The sequence below is a fragment of the Paenibacillus sp. FSL M7-1046 genome, from assembly GCF_038007405.1.
In the GTDB taxonomy this organism is placed as follows: Bacteria; Bacillota; Bacilli; order Paenibacillales; family Paenibacillaceae; genus Paenibacillus_AQ.
Window position 1 is genome coordinate 5,882,504 of sequence record NZ_JBBOXB010000001.1, and the last position, 17,295, is coordinate 5,899,798.

11 protein-coding genes are annotated in these 17,295 nt (G+C 51.8%); 2 read left to right on the forward strand and 9 right to left on the reverse strand.

Translation table 11 applies throughout. The annotated features are described in order from the left end of the window. Positions 1–20 precede the first annotated feature (20 nt). The 4 genes from NYE29_RS26345 to NYE29_RS26360 are packed head-to-tail and all read right to left on the reverse strand — an operon-like array spanning position 21 to position 3,970. Entirely contained in the window at positions 21–713 is a 693-nt protein-coding gene (locus tag NYE29_RS26345) for a PAAR-like protein (protein ID WP_340898097.1), read from the reverse strand. Position 714: 1 nt separating this feature from the next. Next, on the reverse strand, positions 715–1,242 hold the full coding sequence (locus NYE29_RS26350) for a hypothetical protein (protein WP_340898098.1): 528 nt from the start codon (positions 1,240–1,242) through the stop codon (positions 715–717). Next, positions 1,235–2,386 (reverse strand): pentapeptide repeat-containing protein, encoded by a 1,152-nt coding sequence (locus NYE29_RS26355; RefSeq protein ID WP_340898099.1) that lies wholly within the window; start codon positions 2,384–2,386, stop codon positions 1,235–1,237. Before NYE29_RS26355 ends, NYE29_RS26350 begins: the two co-directional genes overlap by 8 nt. Before the next feature lie 27 nt (positions 2,387–2,413). After that, the gene (locus NYE29_RS26360; protein ID WP_076110845.1) at positions 2,414–3,970 is read right to left on the reverse strand and encodes a contractile injection system protein, VgrG/Pvc8 family; all 1,557 of its coding nucleotides are present in this window, start codon (positions 3,968–3,970) and stop codon (positions 2,414–2,416) included. Positions 3,971–4,547: 577 nt separating this feature from the next. Here NYE29_RS26360 and NYE29_RS26365 point away from each other — a divergent pair. Together NYE29_RS26365 and NYE29_RS26370 are read left to right on the forward strand one after the other, a co-directional pair. After that, on the forward strand, positions 4,548–5,207 hold the full coding sequence (locus NYE29_RS26365; RefSeq protein ID WP_076110846.1) for a TetR family transcriptional regulator: 660 nt from the start codon (positions 4,548–4,550) through the stop codon (positions 5,205–5,207). After that, the gene (locus tag NYE29_RS26370) at positions 5,207–6,487 is read left to right on the forward strand and encodes an MFS transporter (protein WP_340898100.1); all 1,281 of its coding nucleotides are present in this window, start codon (positions 5,207–5,209) and stop codon (positions 6,485–6,487) included. The genes NYE29_RS26365 and NYE29_RS26370 overlap by 1 nt, the downstream gene beginning before the upstream one ends. Before the next feature lie 177 nt (positions 6,488–6,664). Here the strand turns inward: NYE29_RS26370 and NYE29_RS26375 are convergent, their stop codons facing one another. The 5 genes from NYE29_RS26375 to NYE29_RS26395 form a co-directional block, all read right to left on the reverse strand. Continuing rightward, a complete protein-coding gene (locus NYE29_RS26375; RefSeq protein WP_340898101.1) occupies positions 6,665–8,137 on the reverse strand; it encodes an amidase family protein in 1,473 nt (490 codons plus the stop codon). Positions 8,138–8,160: 23 nt separating this feature from the next. After that, a complete protein-coding gene (locus tag NYE29_RS26380; protein ID WP_340898102.1) occupies positions 8,161–8,916 on the reverse strand; it encodes a GNAT family N-acetyltransferase in 756 nt (251 codons plus the stop codon). Between the two features lie 81 nt (positions 8,917–8,997). Further along, complete coding sequence (locus NYE29_RS26385) at positions 8,998–9,756, reverse strand: VOC family protein (RefSeq protein WP_340898103.1); 759 nt, start codon at positions 9,754–9,756, stop codon at positions 8,998–9,000. Then, positions 9,753–10,637 (reverse strand): stalk domain-containing protein, encoded by an 885-nt coding sequence (locus tag NYE29_RS26390; RefSeq protein WP_076110851.1) that lies wholly within the window; start codon positions 10,635–10,637, stop codon positions 9,753–9,755. Before NYE29_RS26390 ends, NYE29_RS26385 begins: the two co-directional genes overlap by 4 nt. A 28-nt stretch (positions 10,638–10,665) precedes the next feature. Beyond that, entirely contained in the window at positions 10,666–17,286 is a 6,621-nt protein-coding gene (locus NYE29_RS26395) for an amino acid adenylation domain-containing protein (protein WP_340898104.1), read from the reverse strand. Between the last annotated feature and the right edge of the window lie 9 nt (positions 17,287–17,295).

Sequence of the window (17,295 nt, forward strand, 5' to 3'; positions counted from 1 at the left end):
CTCACCATCACCTCTCTTCTTTATCTCGCGGAGAACTCAGGCGGCGCCGGGTCCATTCCATTCGTGAGCAACCGGATCTGACCTCCATACTGGCAAAATAAGCAGGACTTGCTGGTCAGCGCCTGTACCCCTTGAATAGAAACATTCGGACTGCCGTTGGTCCACTCTGTCTGAGCGCCTGCTAAGCGCTCCAGCAATGTGGTCAGCGCAGATACTGCACCTGACAGCTTGAATTGCGGCTCAGTGGATGGGCCTCCTGCAGATGAAGGTCCCAGCACCGTTGGCATCAGCTTTGGCGCACAAGGATAAATAAACTGGCCTGCGGTGGGTTCCTCCGGATCGGGGTCGACCATATACGAAGGATCTGTAAAACCCAAGGTTTTCTCAGCCGCCTTCAGCGGATTCATATCACTCCGGCAATAGCCGAACGAATAGAAGTTTCCATCGAGCTCCTGTCCCATTCGGTCAAAGGGAATAGCGCCCTGAATCGTTCCCGGTTCCGAGGTGGATGTCACACAATCCTTCACCGTCAACATCGGCCTGCCATTTATGTACATACCGTTCGGGTCCTGCTTGTTCAGCACTTCCTCATGTGTGCCTCGCGAGCAATGCATATAAGCCCCGGCTGTCACATACGTATCCTCGCTTCGCCACGGGGATTCCAGGAGCTTGTTAAGCGTGCTTTTCGTCAAGAGGGTATCCATAATTCCCATTTCAAGTTTTTTCTCCTCTCGCCAACCGGATAGGTCTGACACTTAAGCCATACAGACTTTTTCTTAGCAAGCTCTCAGCGATGTCCACACGTGCAACCAGTACACGACTCCGGTAATATGGTATTTGAAAAATTGCCGTTTCCTTTAATGCTTCTGTGTCTACCCAAAGGGTGTGAATCCGTCCGTTTTCCGTCTCTGTGCGGTTAGGTGCAAGACAAGGAATTTCCGGAAAGTCCATCCAGGCATAATAAAATTGCCCCTGCTGTTCCAAGTCCATTACGACCACACTTTTATAAGGAATGTCCGGTAACTGCTTGGTTACAGTTGCCTGCAGCTCCTCGCTGACCAGCAGTATCGGATGTTCGATCAGACTGCTGGCAGAGAGGAGATTTCCCGGCTTGGTATAGACGATTTCCTGCGGCCCGGCACACCCATAACCTTTCAGCATACGTTCCGGGAACGCCAGATTCACTCCATTTGCCGGCAAGCGCCGGTCATGCTCCAGCACGAAGTATTTCATGCTACTCATGCTGGGCCTCCCCCACCCAGATCATCGTGTCACGCTGTTCCTTGGTCAGTGTTACTGAAGCAGCATCCCGCTCCAGCATTCGGCTTCCTGTCAAGTCTGCGCCTGTGAAATCCGTCCCTTCCAGCTGCGCACCTGTGAAATCTCCGGCAATTCTCGCGCCCTGAAAGCTGGCTAGTGTCAGATTGGCCTGTTGAAACAACACGCCATTCATGCCGAATACCAAGCCATGTGCTTCTGCCGCCATGTCCCGAATTCCCAGCATATGGTCGAACCTTGCAGAAGTCAGGTCACAATCGCGAAAGTCCGCATCCACCAGAAGACTCTTGCGAAAATCGGCCTGATCGCACACACAGCGCTCGAAGCGGGTACCGAGCATTCGGCTGCCCCCGAAATGACTTCCTGTCAGCGTCACCTCTTCAAACCTTGCATAACTCAGATCAACACCTTCGTAATGGCCACGGGACAAGTTGACCTTGGCAATATGTTCATAGATGTATTCCTGATCCGACCTATTTTCCAGCCACCCTTTGCAAGTAATGGAGGAACGTTGCCTTTCATTGATGCGATACACAGATTCACTGACCTCAGGGTCCCGAAATTGACCGACACGCACTTCAAAAGCACTGTCTTTCTCCAGGCTTTGAAAAGAAACAAGCTGCCGGACGGTATCCATGGCATAACGAACAGCATGTACCATATAGATGTGGAACGGATACAGCTGTCTGGCCTTCCAGACTTCGAACGAATGGCGGTGAATACGGCTTAAATAACGTCTGCGCTTCTCCTCACATGCTTGATCCCAAGCGTCCGCGAATCTATAGATCCAGCTTGCATCATAATGAAAAGGTGTCAGCTGCACCTTGCTTTCCGTGTCCCTGTCGCTGGCCTCCAGCATATAGACGGGTTTCCCTTCGTTCAGGCTCGTCCGCAGCAGGGAGAGATGAAGGTAGGCGCATTTCATTAATTGCCCCTCTTGCTGCTGGAGTCGTACCTTTTCGCAGAACTGGTCAAACAACGGGACGAGTTGGGCAATGATCTGTTTTTTATGCTGAACGTAATAGGTATGTAAGGATTTAATCTGCTCATTTCGCTGAGGCAGGACATCTTCTGCTATAAAATGGTTCCATATCTCCAGATCGTGCATCCCGTGCGCTCCTCTCTTCGGTGTGTTCTATTGATTCATCAGCACTTCGATGCCTTTAATCACTACCTGCCCCTGATCCATCGTAAAGCCGCCGTTTCCGTCCTTGGTGGACATTTCAATCTGGTTGGCAACCATCATAATGGATTCCGAGACCATTTCAATTTGCTTGCTGGCCTGCAGTGTAATCTTATTCTCACAATTCAGAATAATCGTGCCCGCACTCGTTAAAGTAAGAGTTGCGCCCCCGGTCGCACCGGTAATGACGATTTTATCTTCCTCGAACGTGATCTTCTGGCCGGTTGGTGTCAACAAGAACTTCGTGTTCGGGTTGGCCATTAAATCTTCCTTTACATCCTTGTCGTAATGAATAACAGGCTGCAGCTGTTCTTGCTGGATTACGGTCGTCGTCACATTTTGGCTGTGTCTGCCTGCAGCAGCAGATGTACTGCCCGGCTTGGATGCGGGAGCCATTGCTTCTTCCGGCACCTTTTTCCGCACAGAACTGAGTGCAATGCCTTCTGCTTCCTTCGCATTGGGGAAATAGATCCGGACAGCGTCGCCTTTTTCCGGCATACAGTACCATCCCGTCTGATCGTCCGAGGCATACATCGTGGAGTACGGAAAGGGGCTAGCGATCGCGAGGCTCCAGTCCTGATCGTAATCGAGCTGCACCTTGACCTCATCCCGGACCACTTCCATGACTTTTCCTGAGAGGGAAGAGCCTATCAGCTTGGAATTAGACCTCATGCGCCGGTAAGCTGCCCGTTTCAGACAGAGGGTGTAGTGATGTGTAAGCAGACCCTGCTTCATTTCGGTCCGTACCTCGAACACGTGAAGCTGCTGGCCTTTGAAGGTGACCTGATCTCCAAGTTCAAGCACCTGATTGTTCAGCATCACTTCATAACAAATATAATCCCGTTCACTAAGCCCGCTCTCTCCGTTTCCCGCCTCTTTTTTGAAGGCTAATATATCCTTGTACATCCGGTAATGTGTAGCTTCGATCCTGCCTGCGTCCCGATGATCTGGAATGCCCAAATACACGCGAACGCTGTCTTCCGTGGATACAGGAACCAGCACCGTGTGATAACGGGAGGCCAGCCGCTTCAGAAACTGCCAGTCTGTCTCCTGGTATTGAAGGGTATACGCATCCAGTCTTTTATCTTCCTCAAACGTATTAAAGCTTTGCCCATTGGGGTAGTACCCGCTGATCTTCTGCATTAAATCGGGAATGAGCGTAGAATTGTTCTGGTAGGAACGCGTCTGCGGTTTGAGATCCATTGCGTGGGTATGAGAGATGGCTTCCGCTTCCAGCCAGTAGGCTTCCTTATCGACCTTGACACGGAGTTTGAGGATCGTGCCATGAAACAATCGCTTGCTATTTCCATTCTCGTCGGTATACAGAAGCTCTACCGGGGTATTCTCATCCGCCATCCGTACATAATGCTCTTCCCTATCTTCCGAGATCATGCCCGTAAACGTTAATTTGGCGTGGTCATTGATTTTCTTGACCAACGTCACATGATGCAGTCTCATCTCAAAAGGAAGTATATGCAAATGTTCATAGCTAACCGCTGACATTGCCATTGTGTCATCTCCTTCATGCAATTCCTTTAATTTACTGTATATCGACTTTTTCCCATGGAATTTTAATATATCACCCTTAATTTCTAAATTAAGTATGTGAAAGAATTTTTTATCAGCCAATAGTTTAGACTCAACTCAATTGGAAGTAGAAATAAATAATGTGGCGGATGATGCCCCCAAAGAATGAATCCGTGAGTCAGTTTCAAAGGACAGTGGACTGGGGGAAAGCACGTTATAAAAGTGGCAAAAGGAAGCGCGAGCAAAGGGATACGTATCTGGAGCTTTCATTACTCAGCGGACATTAATGGGCTGTGAAAGGCGGCACCGGCCGGAATTAATGCTGCTCTGGCTCCAATTGCGTGTATCCTTTCCCTGAACCGTTCCAGCTCCGCTTTTATGCCGGAAATAACAGTCTGACCCTTGGAATTCAGATTCGATACTACGACATGGCCACGGTAGGACGGCTGACTGCCTTCCTCTTCCAGCCTCCTATTTATTTGTTGCAAAATGAACCGCGTGTCATTAAAATAATAATGACACGCGGTTCATTTTGGGTAATTAGAAAGGTGGCGGGTAAATGTCTCCCCGATTAACGGATCACCGTAAAGAACAGCGAAGCCGGCAGATATTGGATGCTGCTAAAAGCGTATTTATTAGAAAAGGCTACGGCGCGGTCTCATTGAAGGATATTATCGAGGAAGCAGGCATGAGCCGGGGCTGGATTTACCTCTATTATCAAACGAAGGAGGAAATTTTTGAAGCATTGCTGGATCGTCAGGATCTTGAGTATGAACAGTATCTTGAATACTTGAAGGCTGCTTCATCATCTATGTGGCAAGTCATTATCACACTCTATACCCAGCAGCTTCATGATTTGGAGCAAATGGAGGGCGGTGGAATGATGTCTGCTTTTTACGAGTATTTTCTAGTCGGCTGGCGTGATTCTCCACGCAGAGAGCTGCTTGAAAGACGGTACGAAAGAGGCATCGAACGCTTTGCAGATTTGCTTCGGACGGGGGTAAGCCGCGGCGAATTTACTCCAGTCATGGATCTTAGTGAGATATCCAGGGTGGTCTCCTCCTTTCAGGAAGGTATTGTTACACATTCCATCACGGTTGGCACCAGGCAAGCGGATACCGGTATGCAATTCAATGCACTACTTCACTATCTGTACAGTCTGCTTCAACCGTCAGCCGGCCAAGCAATGGATTTCTTGGGTTTAAGGGAGGAGATTTAATGAAGTCACTTTTTCGCAATCCTGTGTTCTGCAAGCTGTTTATTGCGGCTTTTTCTTCCCAACTGGGTACGGTGGTCGGCAACATGGCATTTGCCTATTATCTGGTAGACCGGTTCAGCGAGCGCCCCTCCCTGGCAACGACCGCTGAGTTGATGTATTCCTTGCCTACACTGGCTGTATTCTGGATCGTCGGTGTTGTGGCCGACCGGTTCGACCGAAAGCATATCGCCGCATACAGCGATTGGATCCGTGCCGGATTGACCCTGCTGCTGCTGGTATTCGTGCATTACGATCTAATCGTGCTATGTTTTCTGGTCCTGTTTCTGCGCAGCTCGATCTCCAAATTTTTTGGTCCGGCTGAGATGGGGCTGCTGCAGGGAAGCATCGGTCATGACCAGTATGTTCAGGCATCAGGGTTGAACCAGATCGTTATGGGAATGTTCATGTTATTCGGGATGAGTCTGGGAGCGACCGCTTATCATTTTGTTGGAATTGAAGGCGCTATCATCGTCGACGGTGCCAGTTTTCTAATCTCGGGTCTGCTGCTGGCCTGGGGGGATTTTCCCGAGAATGCCCGGATGCCTAACGGCAAGAGCCATATTCGCGAGCTTCGCTTTTCGCACCTCATTACAGATTTCTGGCAGGGTCTTCGTTATATCACCGGAAATCGGCTGCTGCTCGTACTTATCAGCGGATTTATGTTCTTTGGGATCGTAAATGGTGTGTTTGCTGTGCTTCCGATTTTTGCAATGAAATATAAGCTGAGTCCGGATAATTATGTCGTCTATTCCTCGATGATTACCGTTTTTCTGGGTATCGGCTTCCTGCTGGGCAGCATTCTCGGTCCTCGTCTTATTGCCCGCTTCACCCGGACTCCGGTGCTTATAACGGGGTTATTCGTAGCCAGCCTGCTTATTGGGGGCCTGGGTTTTGCCCGTCGGGTCGAGGTATACTTAGTCATTATTCTGCTCGCGGGTATTGCAATTGCGCCAATCAATATCGTTCTTGGCAGCTGGATGCCCGAACTGGTTCCCGCCCGTAATATGGGCCGGGTTAATGCTTTGATTGATCCGGTCATGATGCTGGGCCACTCCATGGCACTGGGCATTGTCGCCCTGGCCTTTCCCGTCTGGCTTTCGGTGACTTGGCTGCACTATATACTCGCGCTAGCTACAGTAGCCGTCAGCTTCTTCTACCTTTTTTCACTTCCCTCCCTTGTCCGTAAGCTTGAGGTACAATCGGCCGCAGAACGCGAGGCATCGCAAAGTGAAACGGCTTGAGCCGTTTACATAACAGAGCAGGCGGGGGCTATACATGCGCTGCCCGGCATAAGCGTCCGCCAAATAAAAAGCACATAGCCGCGGCCCTGTGCTTTTATTACTCATTTCTATCCGTAAACTATTGAAGATGAAAATAATATTTATCGTGATTTTGAAAATGTAAGGTGAGTAGTGCAGTTATGAATAGCCAGGAGGAATTTGAAATCCCTCTGTCAATGACTCGCATATTTCGGCAAAGTCAATGGTGATATGATCCTTGAAATGCCCACTGATAATCTGGATTCCACAAGGTAATTCATCGCTAGAGCGGTTCAGCGGCAAAATTGTGGCAGGCAGCCCAAAGACAGTCGCGAGGATATTCCAGATTAAATGCTCGTTATATCCAGCTGCCCGTCCATTCACTTCCAGAATCCTTCTAGTTACCGCCTGCTGCATGTGGGGAATTGCCAATACCGGACTGATGGGAAGCAGCAGAACATCATATTCCTGAAGTAAGGAAGTGATCACACGGTTATATTCCTGACGCAGGCGGTCCGTTTCCTCTTGTTCCCCCTCACTCTGATTCATTGCCCGGTAATAGTCCTCTAGCCCTTCAGGAAAAGCCTTCGTCACCAAACGGGATGCCCGCAGGCCAAGGGAGGCCAGACTTGCAGTCAGGCGTTGCCTTGAATTGAATGAGGTGCCGACAAGCCGTCCTGACAGCTTCATAGCCAGGTCGAACAACTTGTCCATTTGGATCTCAGGAGGCATTCCGTGGTGAACCTCCACCCCCTCCATCCTTGATAAACCTGCGGTAAAATCAGCATATCTGCGTTTAATACGTTCATCTATTTCATGCTCAGGAGCTTCAAACCAGGTCAGGACTTTAATCTTCGCTTGCTCCTTTAATGTGTTAGTGCGGAAATCAGGAGGGACAGGCACATCTACCCAGGGATCATACAGCACATCCATCATCAGCCGCAGATCCTTGGCGCTTCGGGCCAGCGGGCCAGCCGCCGACAAATCGGGTTCGCTTGGATCACCGGGAGGATTGCCGGGAACATGTCCTCTAAGCGACAGCATTCCAAGACTGCAGCGATGGGCATATACACCGGTATAATGCGCAGGAATCCGCAGGCAGCCGATCAGATCGCTACCGAATTCCACAGGCGTGCAATCAGACGCCAAAGCGGCCGCACTGCCGCCAGATGAACCCCCTGGTGTCAAGTTTGTGTTCCATGGGTTGTTGGTCGTGCCGTATAGATCATTATAAGTCTGCCAGTCTGCAGTCATCACCGGTACGTTGGTTTTCCCCATAACGATCGCTCCGGCCTGAATCAATCGTTGCACCGTGGCCGCATGCTCTGTAGCAATGTTATGTTTTAAATGCGGGGCTCCAGAGGTTGTAAGCATCCCGCTGACATTAAATGACTCCTTGACCGTAAGCGGCAGACCATGCAGTGGCCCGTACCTACGGCCTTCTTTTCTGTCCCGGTCGGCCTGATCCGCCTGGGCGTAGGCAGTTTCCCGCTGCTGCTGCACCACGGCATTGAGCCCTTCATTCACAAGGTCCATCCGGCCATAATAGTGATCCAGCAGTTGCCTGGAATTCACCTCACCCTGTTCAAGCAGCCGGATCACATCGGAAGCGGTAAGATAAGTTAAATTCAAGTTTCTTCCTCCCTGTATCCTTACTATTTGGCGCTGTCGAGCAGTTTCGCGAACTTGCCCGGACTCATAATCTCGTGAGTGATGAACGTACCATTAAGAAACAGACTGAAGGTTGTCCAGACCGAAGGGGCGGCCTGGGCTTCCTCCCGGGTAGTCAGGAGATGAGCCGTAAACGGTACACCCCTCTCCTTCGCCACTGACCGCAAATCCTCCAAAACGCCAACGGCAAAAGGACATTGTGCTGTGTAATAAATACAAATCCCGTCGCCCGTGGCTGGCGCAGACTTCACGGAATGTGCAAAAGACGGGTGCTTCCCCTCATCGTTCCATTTGAGTACTGCCAACTCGAAATAAGGATCTGCTTCATCGGTGATTTGAAATCCCATATACTCAAAAAAACGTTTATCGCTCAAATAAGGCATTTTCTTCTTGCTGACAATATGTACAATGCCATCCATGCCCAAGGCTTGGGCATCTGCCTTGCACTTATCCAGAAGCTGTTTGGAATGACCATTGTCCTTGTGTCTTCCAGATACCCACAGGCAGTTAATGTACATATAGTTAGGGGCATTAAGCGGGATCCAAGCCTTCTCGGCAGGCAAATATTCAATAAAAACCTTGGCCCGGTCATTCAGCCGGTACAAAACCAGCCCTTCCTCCATCCGTTCGCTCAGCCATTGCTTTTTGTCCCGGACCGCCTGCTCATATTGCTTCGCGCCCAGGGCGCAGCAGATATGTTCTTGTTTGATGTTTTCTTTGGTAATTTGCAAGTAGGTCATTGTGTCACTACCTCACTATTCTTTTTGAAATATCCGGGATAACCAAACGGTTGTTTAGGACTATCCCGGTAGAATTTGTGTCTAGAACCTGTGCTGGATCGAAAAGAAAGCTCCCTGCGGGTCTTGCAAAGTGGAACATGTCCCGCCACCCGGCACAGGCATTGAGGAGATTACCACAGCAGCTCCCAAGGCTACCGCTTGCTGAGAGACCTTCTCGCATCCGGAAACCTTGAAATATAATCCCCAGCCACTGCTCATGTTCGCCATGTCCTGGGGAATTGCCTTCATGCCGGCTACATAGTCTGCTCCAACTTTGAACTGGAGATAACGGCCTGACGGAGTAGGCACTTCTTCCATTGACCACCCCAGTAGTTCAGTATAAAAATGAGCGGCGGCGTTCAGATCAGTTGTATACAGCTCATGCCAGTCGATAGAGTACGGTTCGTGCTGAACGCCCGATCCCAGATGCTCTGCCGCTTCCCATAAGGCCACCATCGCTCCGGTAGGATCACGGAATGCACACATAGCGCCCTTGTCCGCTATGCGTCTTGGAGCAATGAGCATTTCCGCTCCCAGTGACTGGGCCCGTTCAGCTGAGAACTCCACGTCCTGAACAGCAATGTAACAGCCCCAGAAAGAGGCCAGCTTAGGATCACCTAAGGAATACATGGCAGCCACATCTCGTTCGTCCGATTGGAATACCGTGTAGCTTCGCCCATCTTCCATAGTTGTCGTTTGCGTACTCCAAGGAAATAATGCGGTATAAAATGCAGCAGATGCTGCCGGATCACCGCTGCCCAGCTCGGCCCAGCAAAACGTACCTTCGTTATAATGCTTCATAGGTCTTTGAACCGGAGCTGAATTTCGGTAACCTGTTTACGGTAATCCTTCAGATCCTCATGCACATATACTTCCCGCGACGGTGATGTAAGCTGGACTCCTGTATTTTTAGCATATAAGTCCATTTGCGCCCAGACGTCACCCAGCGTATCCGGCGTTCCCTGGTGAACCACAGACAGGAAATAACCGCCTTCCAGCGTTTTGGTAACTATTGGAATCTTCTGGCCCTTGTATTCTATAGACTCGCCTTCCACAGCCTTGCTGACCGGAATGCAAATCTCTGTGTCATGTCCTAGTTCATAATTCTGCTCATAATACAAACTCATGCCTTGACCATTGATTACATCTTTCACTTTGCTGTCAAGCAGGGTAAAGACCTTGGTAATTTCCTCATATTGGCCGCGGTAACGGATGCTTGCAACCTGAATTGGGAAAATGTACTTTTTAACAACGGTGAACTCTGGTTTCAGATCCACTGCGGTTTTCGCCGGATTCCAGGCTGTTACAAGCCCAATCGCCTCCAGCGCCTCCAGTGGAACGAGGATGGCGGACTGGTGCTGTCTAGGGGCTGTATGAAGAGTAATGGTCTGCTCGTTGACCTTCATTTGCTTGCTGCCGATAACCAGTATTGCCGTCCGGGCAAATGTTGACAGGGTAAGCTTCTTTTCTTTGGCAGCCCATTGCAAATCTGCGCCCAGTTCTTCGGAGACAGGCCGGATCGGTACGAGCCAGGACTTGCCCTCCTGAACCGGTGAGGCCCCTGTAAAGGTAATCGGTGTTCCATTCCACGAGATCTTGACCGCTGGAGCGGCTGCCGATAAGGCAGTGCCACTCGGACAGGCCAGCAGCGCAATAAATAATAGCAGCATAAATTTCTTCATGTTCTGTTCCCTCCTGAATTTTGGTTGTTTATCGGCCTTGCCGCTGTTTGCCGGCTAACTGGGCCAGGGAACTGCGCCGGGAATCAGCCCGTTCACGCTCCAGGGGCAAGCCATTCTGCGGCGGTAAATCTGCCGCATCTTCCAGCAGAAATTCACAGAGATCTTTAATCGTCGGATACCTGAATAGTTCGATCATGGTCAGCCTGCTTCCATAATCCTCCTGTAATTCGCGGAAGAGCGCAACCATACTGATCGAATCACCACCAAGATCGAAGAAGTTATCTTGCAGGCCAATATCCTGGCGGTTCAGAACTTTGCGCCAGGCATCCGCAATCTGCTGCAGCAACGGAGCGGATCCAGAGGGGAGTTCGCCTGTCGTCATAGCGGCCGCTTCATCGGTTTCCGGGAGCTGCGGTGCCAGAAGCGCAAGCGCTTTGCGGTCTACTTTGCCATTGGCTGTCAGCGGGAAATTCTCCAGCTCCAGTATAGCGGACGGCACCATGTATGAAGGCAATTTCTCTTTTAAATAAACGGTCAGGGCTTTGCCGATGTCCGGTTTGCTCTCCTTGGTTGTGGTTTTATTGGAAGAATAGAGGTTCATCTCTTCCACCTGTCCAGACAGAGTCATCTGCTCAGGCGTAATCCCGCCTCCAAGCAGGCAATGCAGATATACATCGTTACTACGCAGCCGGAACATTGGGCGGATGTGTTCGAAGCCCAGAGTACCCATTTGAATTAAGCCAATTCCGTGTTCAGGACCTTTATCTTCCAGGAGCTGCGAGATGATCCCGGCTTCCATCATCGAATAGCCCAGGCCATCCTTCTGTCCATACATAGGGACGATTGCATCCATGCAGCCGATCAGGAAAATCTGGAAGGCCGAAGCTTCAAAAACTTCACGGTTCCCCGGTGCATGAATAGCAGCATCCATCCTTGGATGTTCTTCGAGCAGTACAAGCTGATGCTCCTTGCGGTTGTAATAATACAGCCCGCCAGGCAGATCCTCTACCGCTCCAGGCTTCAGATGGAAGTAGACCTGGACTGGATACAGCCCGCCTGCAGAACCATATTGGAACTTGGGAAAAGGAAGACCATCGAAAGTCCTTTGTGACAAAGCGGACGTAAATGCCCCGAATTGCTGCTGGGAAATCGGTTCCTTCACAAAGCTGCGGTAGCTGCGCCGCCGCAAGAATGGATCGTTGCCTTCCGCTGCATCGCCCAGACTGTAGCTTTTACCGGATAAATTATTTCGCAATGCGGGTTCATTCAGCTTGAACAACATCCGGTCCACAGCCCCCGTAATCAATTCCTGCCCGGCCATCCCCGCGACACCGTAAGCCTGTTCACGGTCCACGGTCACATAGGCGGACAGCCGTTTGCGTTCGCCTTCCCCTTGGCTGATTACGGTAGCCTCCTTGATATACGGATGGGATTTCAGGGCAGCTTCGATCTCGCCTAGCTCAATGCGATGCCCGCGTACCTTAATCTGCAAATCCTCCCGGCCCAGGAATTCTATATTTCCGTCCTCCGCATATCTCCCGAGATCGCCGGTGCGGTAGAGCCGCTGGCCGGTCAGAGGATGACGGATGAATCGTTCCAGGGTTCGCAGTTCATCCTGCCAGTAGCCCATAGCGAGGCCTTCCCCCCCAATATACAATTCCCCGCATACGCCTATAGGGCACTCCTCCATCCGTTCATTCAGCACGTATACCCGTTGATTGGCGAGTGAACGTCCGTAAGGAATGCTGGTCCAGCCAGGCAACACCTCCTGAACCGGGTAAGCAATCGACCAGATGGCTGCTTCGGTGGCACCGCCTAATGAGACCACCTCAAGCCCTGGCTTCAACCGGCTGATTGCTTGAGGCAAGCCCAACGGTATCCAGTCACCGCTAAGCAGAGCCAGACGCAGCGAGCTGCAGACTGGCGAATTCGTATCTTTGACCAGTTCCGTAAGCATGCTGAGGAGTGCAGGAACTGTATTCCAGAGGGTTACGCCTGTCCGGTTCATCAGCTCCAGCCAATGTGCAGGGTCCCGGAGATGATCCTTGTCTGGCAGAACGAGTGTGCCTCCTGCAGAGAGCATGCCGAAGATATCAAACACGGACAGGTCAAAGTTCAGCGCAGACAAGCCGAACATGACATCATGCGGTCCAACTTTATAAGTGTGAAGAATATCTTCAGTGGTATTGAGAACAGAGCGGTGATTGACCATGACACCTTTGGGAACGCCCGTGCTCCCTGAAGTGAACATAATATACGCCAGGCGGTCCGCTGCCTCCGGGTCCTCTGCTCCGTATTTGCCGTCCGCCTTGCACTGTCCGTTAAGAACAACGGGCATAAGCTGCGGCCAATCGGAGTGATCCAAATCGGGCTGAATGACGGCATTTGCGACTTGTCCAAGCCGCAGAAGCTCAGCTATCCGGGCTTGGGGAAGCGAGGCATCCACGGGCAGATACGCGCAGCCAGCCTTGAGAATCCCAAGAACGGCAGCAATCTGCTCCCAGCCCTTGTGCATCACAACGGCCACCGGTTCGCCCGGACGGGTTCCATTTAGGATAAGCTGACCGGCAACGTAATCAGCGTAGTCATTCAATTCGGAATAACTAAGCTGCCCTCCAGAGGCGATAAGTGCCACTGCGGACGGTCGTTGCCGTACATTGTTGTGGTAACGCTCCAGCAGTGATCCAGGTGACGGATTAGGCAGTAGTGGCCGGGTATGGAATGTTGCAACCTCATGAAGACGTTCGCGGTGCGGCATCCTGCGCGAAAGCTCCATACTCAGGGGCAGTGGTTCATCCCAGACTTGTGCATCCTTAGCCAGCATGTCCAGCAGCTCGCAATACGCAACGAACATCTCGTCCAGCATGCCGGCCGGGAACAGTTCATCTACAGAGTCCCAATTGAAATGCAGTTCCCCATCCCGTTCCAGCACCTGGTGATCCAGCCACACCTGAGGAGTCTGCGAGACACTGTAGCGATCCTCCTGCAAGGCCTGTGCGGGCTGGCCTTCGGGCGCAGCTTGTTCCGTCTGATTCAGAATGCTCGTGAAGATTACGGGTACAATCGCCTTCGATGGCTCTTTGTATTTGGCCAGCAGCTCCCTTGTCACCCGCACACCGCTGAAATAGCGGTGATCCATATCCTCAAGCAGCCTGCGCTGATGGCGCTGGGCCCGGTTGATGAAGGCACCCGGTTCGCGGTTGTCAATTTCCAGCAGAGTCAGGGAGGTGAAGTCCCCAATGACTTCGCCCACTTCGGGATGGATCGGCAGACGGTTGAATAAGGTCAGATTAAGGGCGAAATGCGCCTTACGGCTCCATAACGTCAGCACCTCCGAAAAAGCAGACAGTAAAGCCACCGTTGAGGTAATGCCATAACCTTCTGCTCTCTTTTTGAGCTGCTTCCAGTGTGAGGCGGAAATGACATGCTGCCGCCGTCTGAATTCCGGCTTCAGCACTTGGGACGGTTCCTTCACCAGTTCAAACTGCGGTCCCATTGGCAGGGAGTCCAGCCGGCCCTTCCAGTACGTTTCGGAGCGGCGGAATAATTCGCTTTTTTCAATCTCTGCAGTAGCCAGCACATAATCGCGGAAGGACAAGGTCAGCGGCTCAAAGACATGGGCTGGATTCAGATAAAGTACAGAGAGCTCGCGCAGCAGCAGCTCCAGGCTCCAGGCATCAGCGATTAGCAGATCGACGCTGATATGCAGCCGGACCCGGCCTTCTGGCAGCCGCGTCGCGCGGACATCAAACAACGGCCACTGGCAGCAATCCAGCACCTGGTGCGACATCTCTTCACGAATGGACCGTACATGGGCGCTTCGCTCCTCTTCCCCAAAAGAGGTGATGTCATAGGAACGGATCACATAGCTGGGAACTTGAGGCAGAATCTGCTGCTGCCCATCCGGAAGAATCACTGAGCGAAGCATGTCATGACGGTCAATCAGCGCTTGGAACGCCTGCTGGAACGTGCTTAGATTAAGGTCAGCGACATCATTTTCAAAATACATATGGGTCGATACATTTCCAAGCTCTAGGCCCTCCGAACGGCCGATCCAGTAGGCCTTTTGCACATCGGTCAGTGGAAAGGGATCATACCGCTCCGCCAAGGCAATCTGCACCTCGGGAAGATCAGTATACGCACTGATGCCTTGCCCGGCTTGCTCCGCTGCCAATGCAGCCAGATCGTCCACAGTAGGATGATCGAAAAATTGCTGGAGCGTAATTTCCGTTCGGAAGGTCTTGTTCATCACAAACAAAATTTGGGTCGCCAGCAGGGAATGCCCGCCCAGCTCGAAGAAGGTCTCCTGTCCATCCGCGATCTCGAGCCCAAGGCTCTGCTCCCAGATTTCTTCGACTTTCTGATGATAATAGTTATTGTCTGCCGTTCTGTTCCCTTGGCGGCTGTCACTCTCAACAGCTGCTGTGACACGTCCGCTGGAAGGGCCAATCCAGAATACATCTCGTTCAAAAGGATAGGTTGGGAGCTCCAGCTTGCGTCTGCGTTCTCCTTCGTAATACAGCGCCCAATCCAGTTCAGCGCCTGCCAGCCATAATCGGGCGATTTCACTTTGCAGCCAATATAGTCCGGGTGCTTGGCCTGCCGCTGCAATCTGCCCGTCGGATTGGCTGGGCTTGCCCAGGTTCAGGACATAGACCTGCTCTACCTGCACAGGCGCATGACCTGAATTATGATCCTTGTCGTCGCTGTAGAGCTGTTGTAAAGCATCCTCCAAGGCGCATTCGCCCTTCAACACCAGTCTGACCCAGTTGCCTATACCTGTACCAACGATGGAAGAGGCTTGGATGCCCCAGCCAAGGAACAGGCGGCTAAGCGCCAATTGCAACGCAAACGACAGCATTCTCCCGGTAGCGGAAGAAGCTTCAGGTGCAAGGGCGGACCGAACATAATGTCTCAGGTCGAGTGGATACGAGCGGCGGATTTGGTCGGACAGCTCACTAATCAACTGCTGAAATGACGTATTTGATTCGTATAAATCGCGAGCCTCATCTGCAGAGAGCACACAGCTTTGGGAGAAGCTTAAACAAACTGCCAGCTTGCCCTCCGCTGCAGAGCCCTGACGTGTAGTACCCGTTACACTCGCAGCCCTTAGCTGCTCCAGCAGATCGGTGCGCCCGCGAAAAACAATAGCTTTTGAAACGGCAAATACCGCCCGTCCTGTCTTAAGGGTATAAGCCACGTCGCTTAGATTAAGCTGCGGGTGTATTTCTATATGGGCCGCCATATTGGCGCACATCCGCTCCAGCGCACTTGCTGTCTTGGCCGACAGGACCAGAAGCTCGCAGCGGTTCTCCGCATCCCCTTCCGCCTGAACCGGTGCTTCCGTAAGCACCAAATGGGCATTGATTCCACCTAGTCCAAAGGAGCTGACTCCGGCATACCGCCCATGTGCCCCGGCATCCCAGTCAGCAAGCATATCATTCACGTAGAAGGGGCTACTATACTCTTCAAGCTTGGGATTCGGTGTCTCAAAATGAAGGCTTGCCGGAATTTTCCGGTGCTTGAGCGCCAAGGCTGTTTTGATCAGACCGGCTGCCCCAGAAGCCATCTCGACATGGCCGATGTTGGTTTTGGCTGAACCAATTGCACAAAAACGGTTGGAGTGCGCCGCTGCAAACGCTCTGCTTAGCGCCTCAAGCTCAATATCATCTCCAAGCGGCGTGCCGCTGCCGTGAGCTTCAACGTAGCTGATTGCATCCGGCTGGACTTGGGCGATGCTCATGGCTTCAGCAATGACCGCCGCCTGGCCATCTACACCGGGAGCAGCGTAGCCGATCCGGTTAGCGCCGTCGCTGTTAATTGCCGAACCTTTGATTACGGCCTGGATCATATCTCCGTCCCGGAGTGCATCTTCAAGCCTTTTCAAGACGACGATTCCCAGGCCATTGCTGTATACAGTCCCAGTAGCCACTGCGTCAAAAGCGCGAATCATCCCATCTGCTGCGGTCAGCCCTCCTTGGCGATGCAGATAGCCCGGAACTTGCGGAAATTTGAGCGTCACGCCCCCTGCCAGTGCAAGGTCGCATTGTCCGCTGAGCAGACTTTCACAGGCCAGATGCGTTGCTACGAGAGAAGTCGAACAAGAAGTTTGTACGGCAACGACAGGTCCGCAAATATTTAGGCGATAAGCAATTTGGGCGGTCATATGGTCCTTGTCATTGGCGATCATAAGCTGCAAATCACTGACGGATTCGTTCCGGTCCCTGTCCGCAAGCAAGTGGTTAATCAGGTAAGTACTGGTGCTGACTCCCGCGAACAAACCAATCAGTCCGGGATAATTCAGCGGGTTATACCCTGCCTTCTCCAGTACCTCCCAGGCGCTCTCCATAAAAAGCCGATGCTGCGGATCGGTGATTTCGGCTTCCCTGCTGGTCAGCTTGAAGAAGGCAGCATCAAATTTCTCAGTTTCCTTCAATGAAGTATTCACCGGAATCAGACCTTCGCTCCCCAAGCGGTTCAGGGGTTCTATGCCTGGTCCTGCCGGTGCGGGGCTTAGCTGAAGCGCATCCGTCCCACTAGCTAGAAGCTCCCAATACTGCTCCACGGTATCCACCCCGGGGAACCGGCACACCATGCTGACGATGGCGATATCATTGCTTATATCCTGCTCCGACTGTTCCTTGCTCACTGTGTTTCC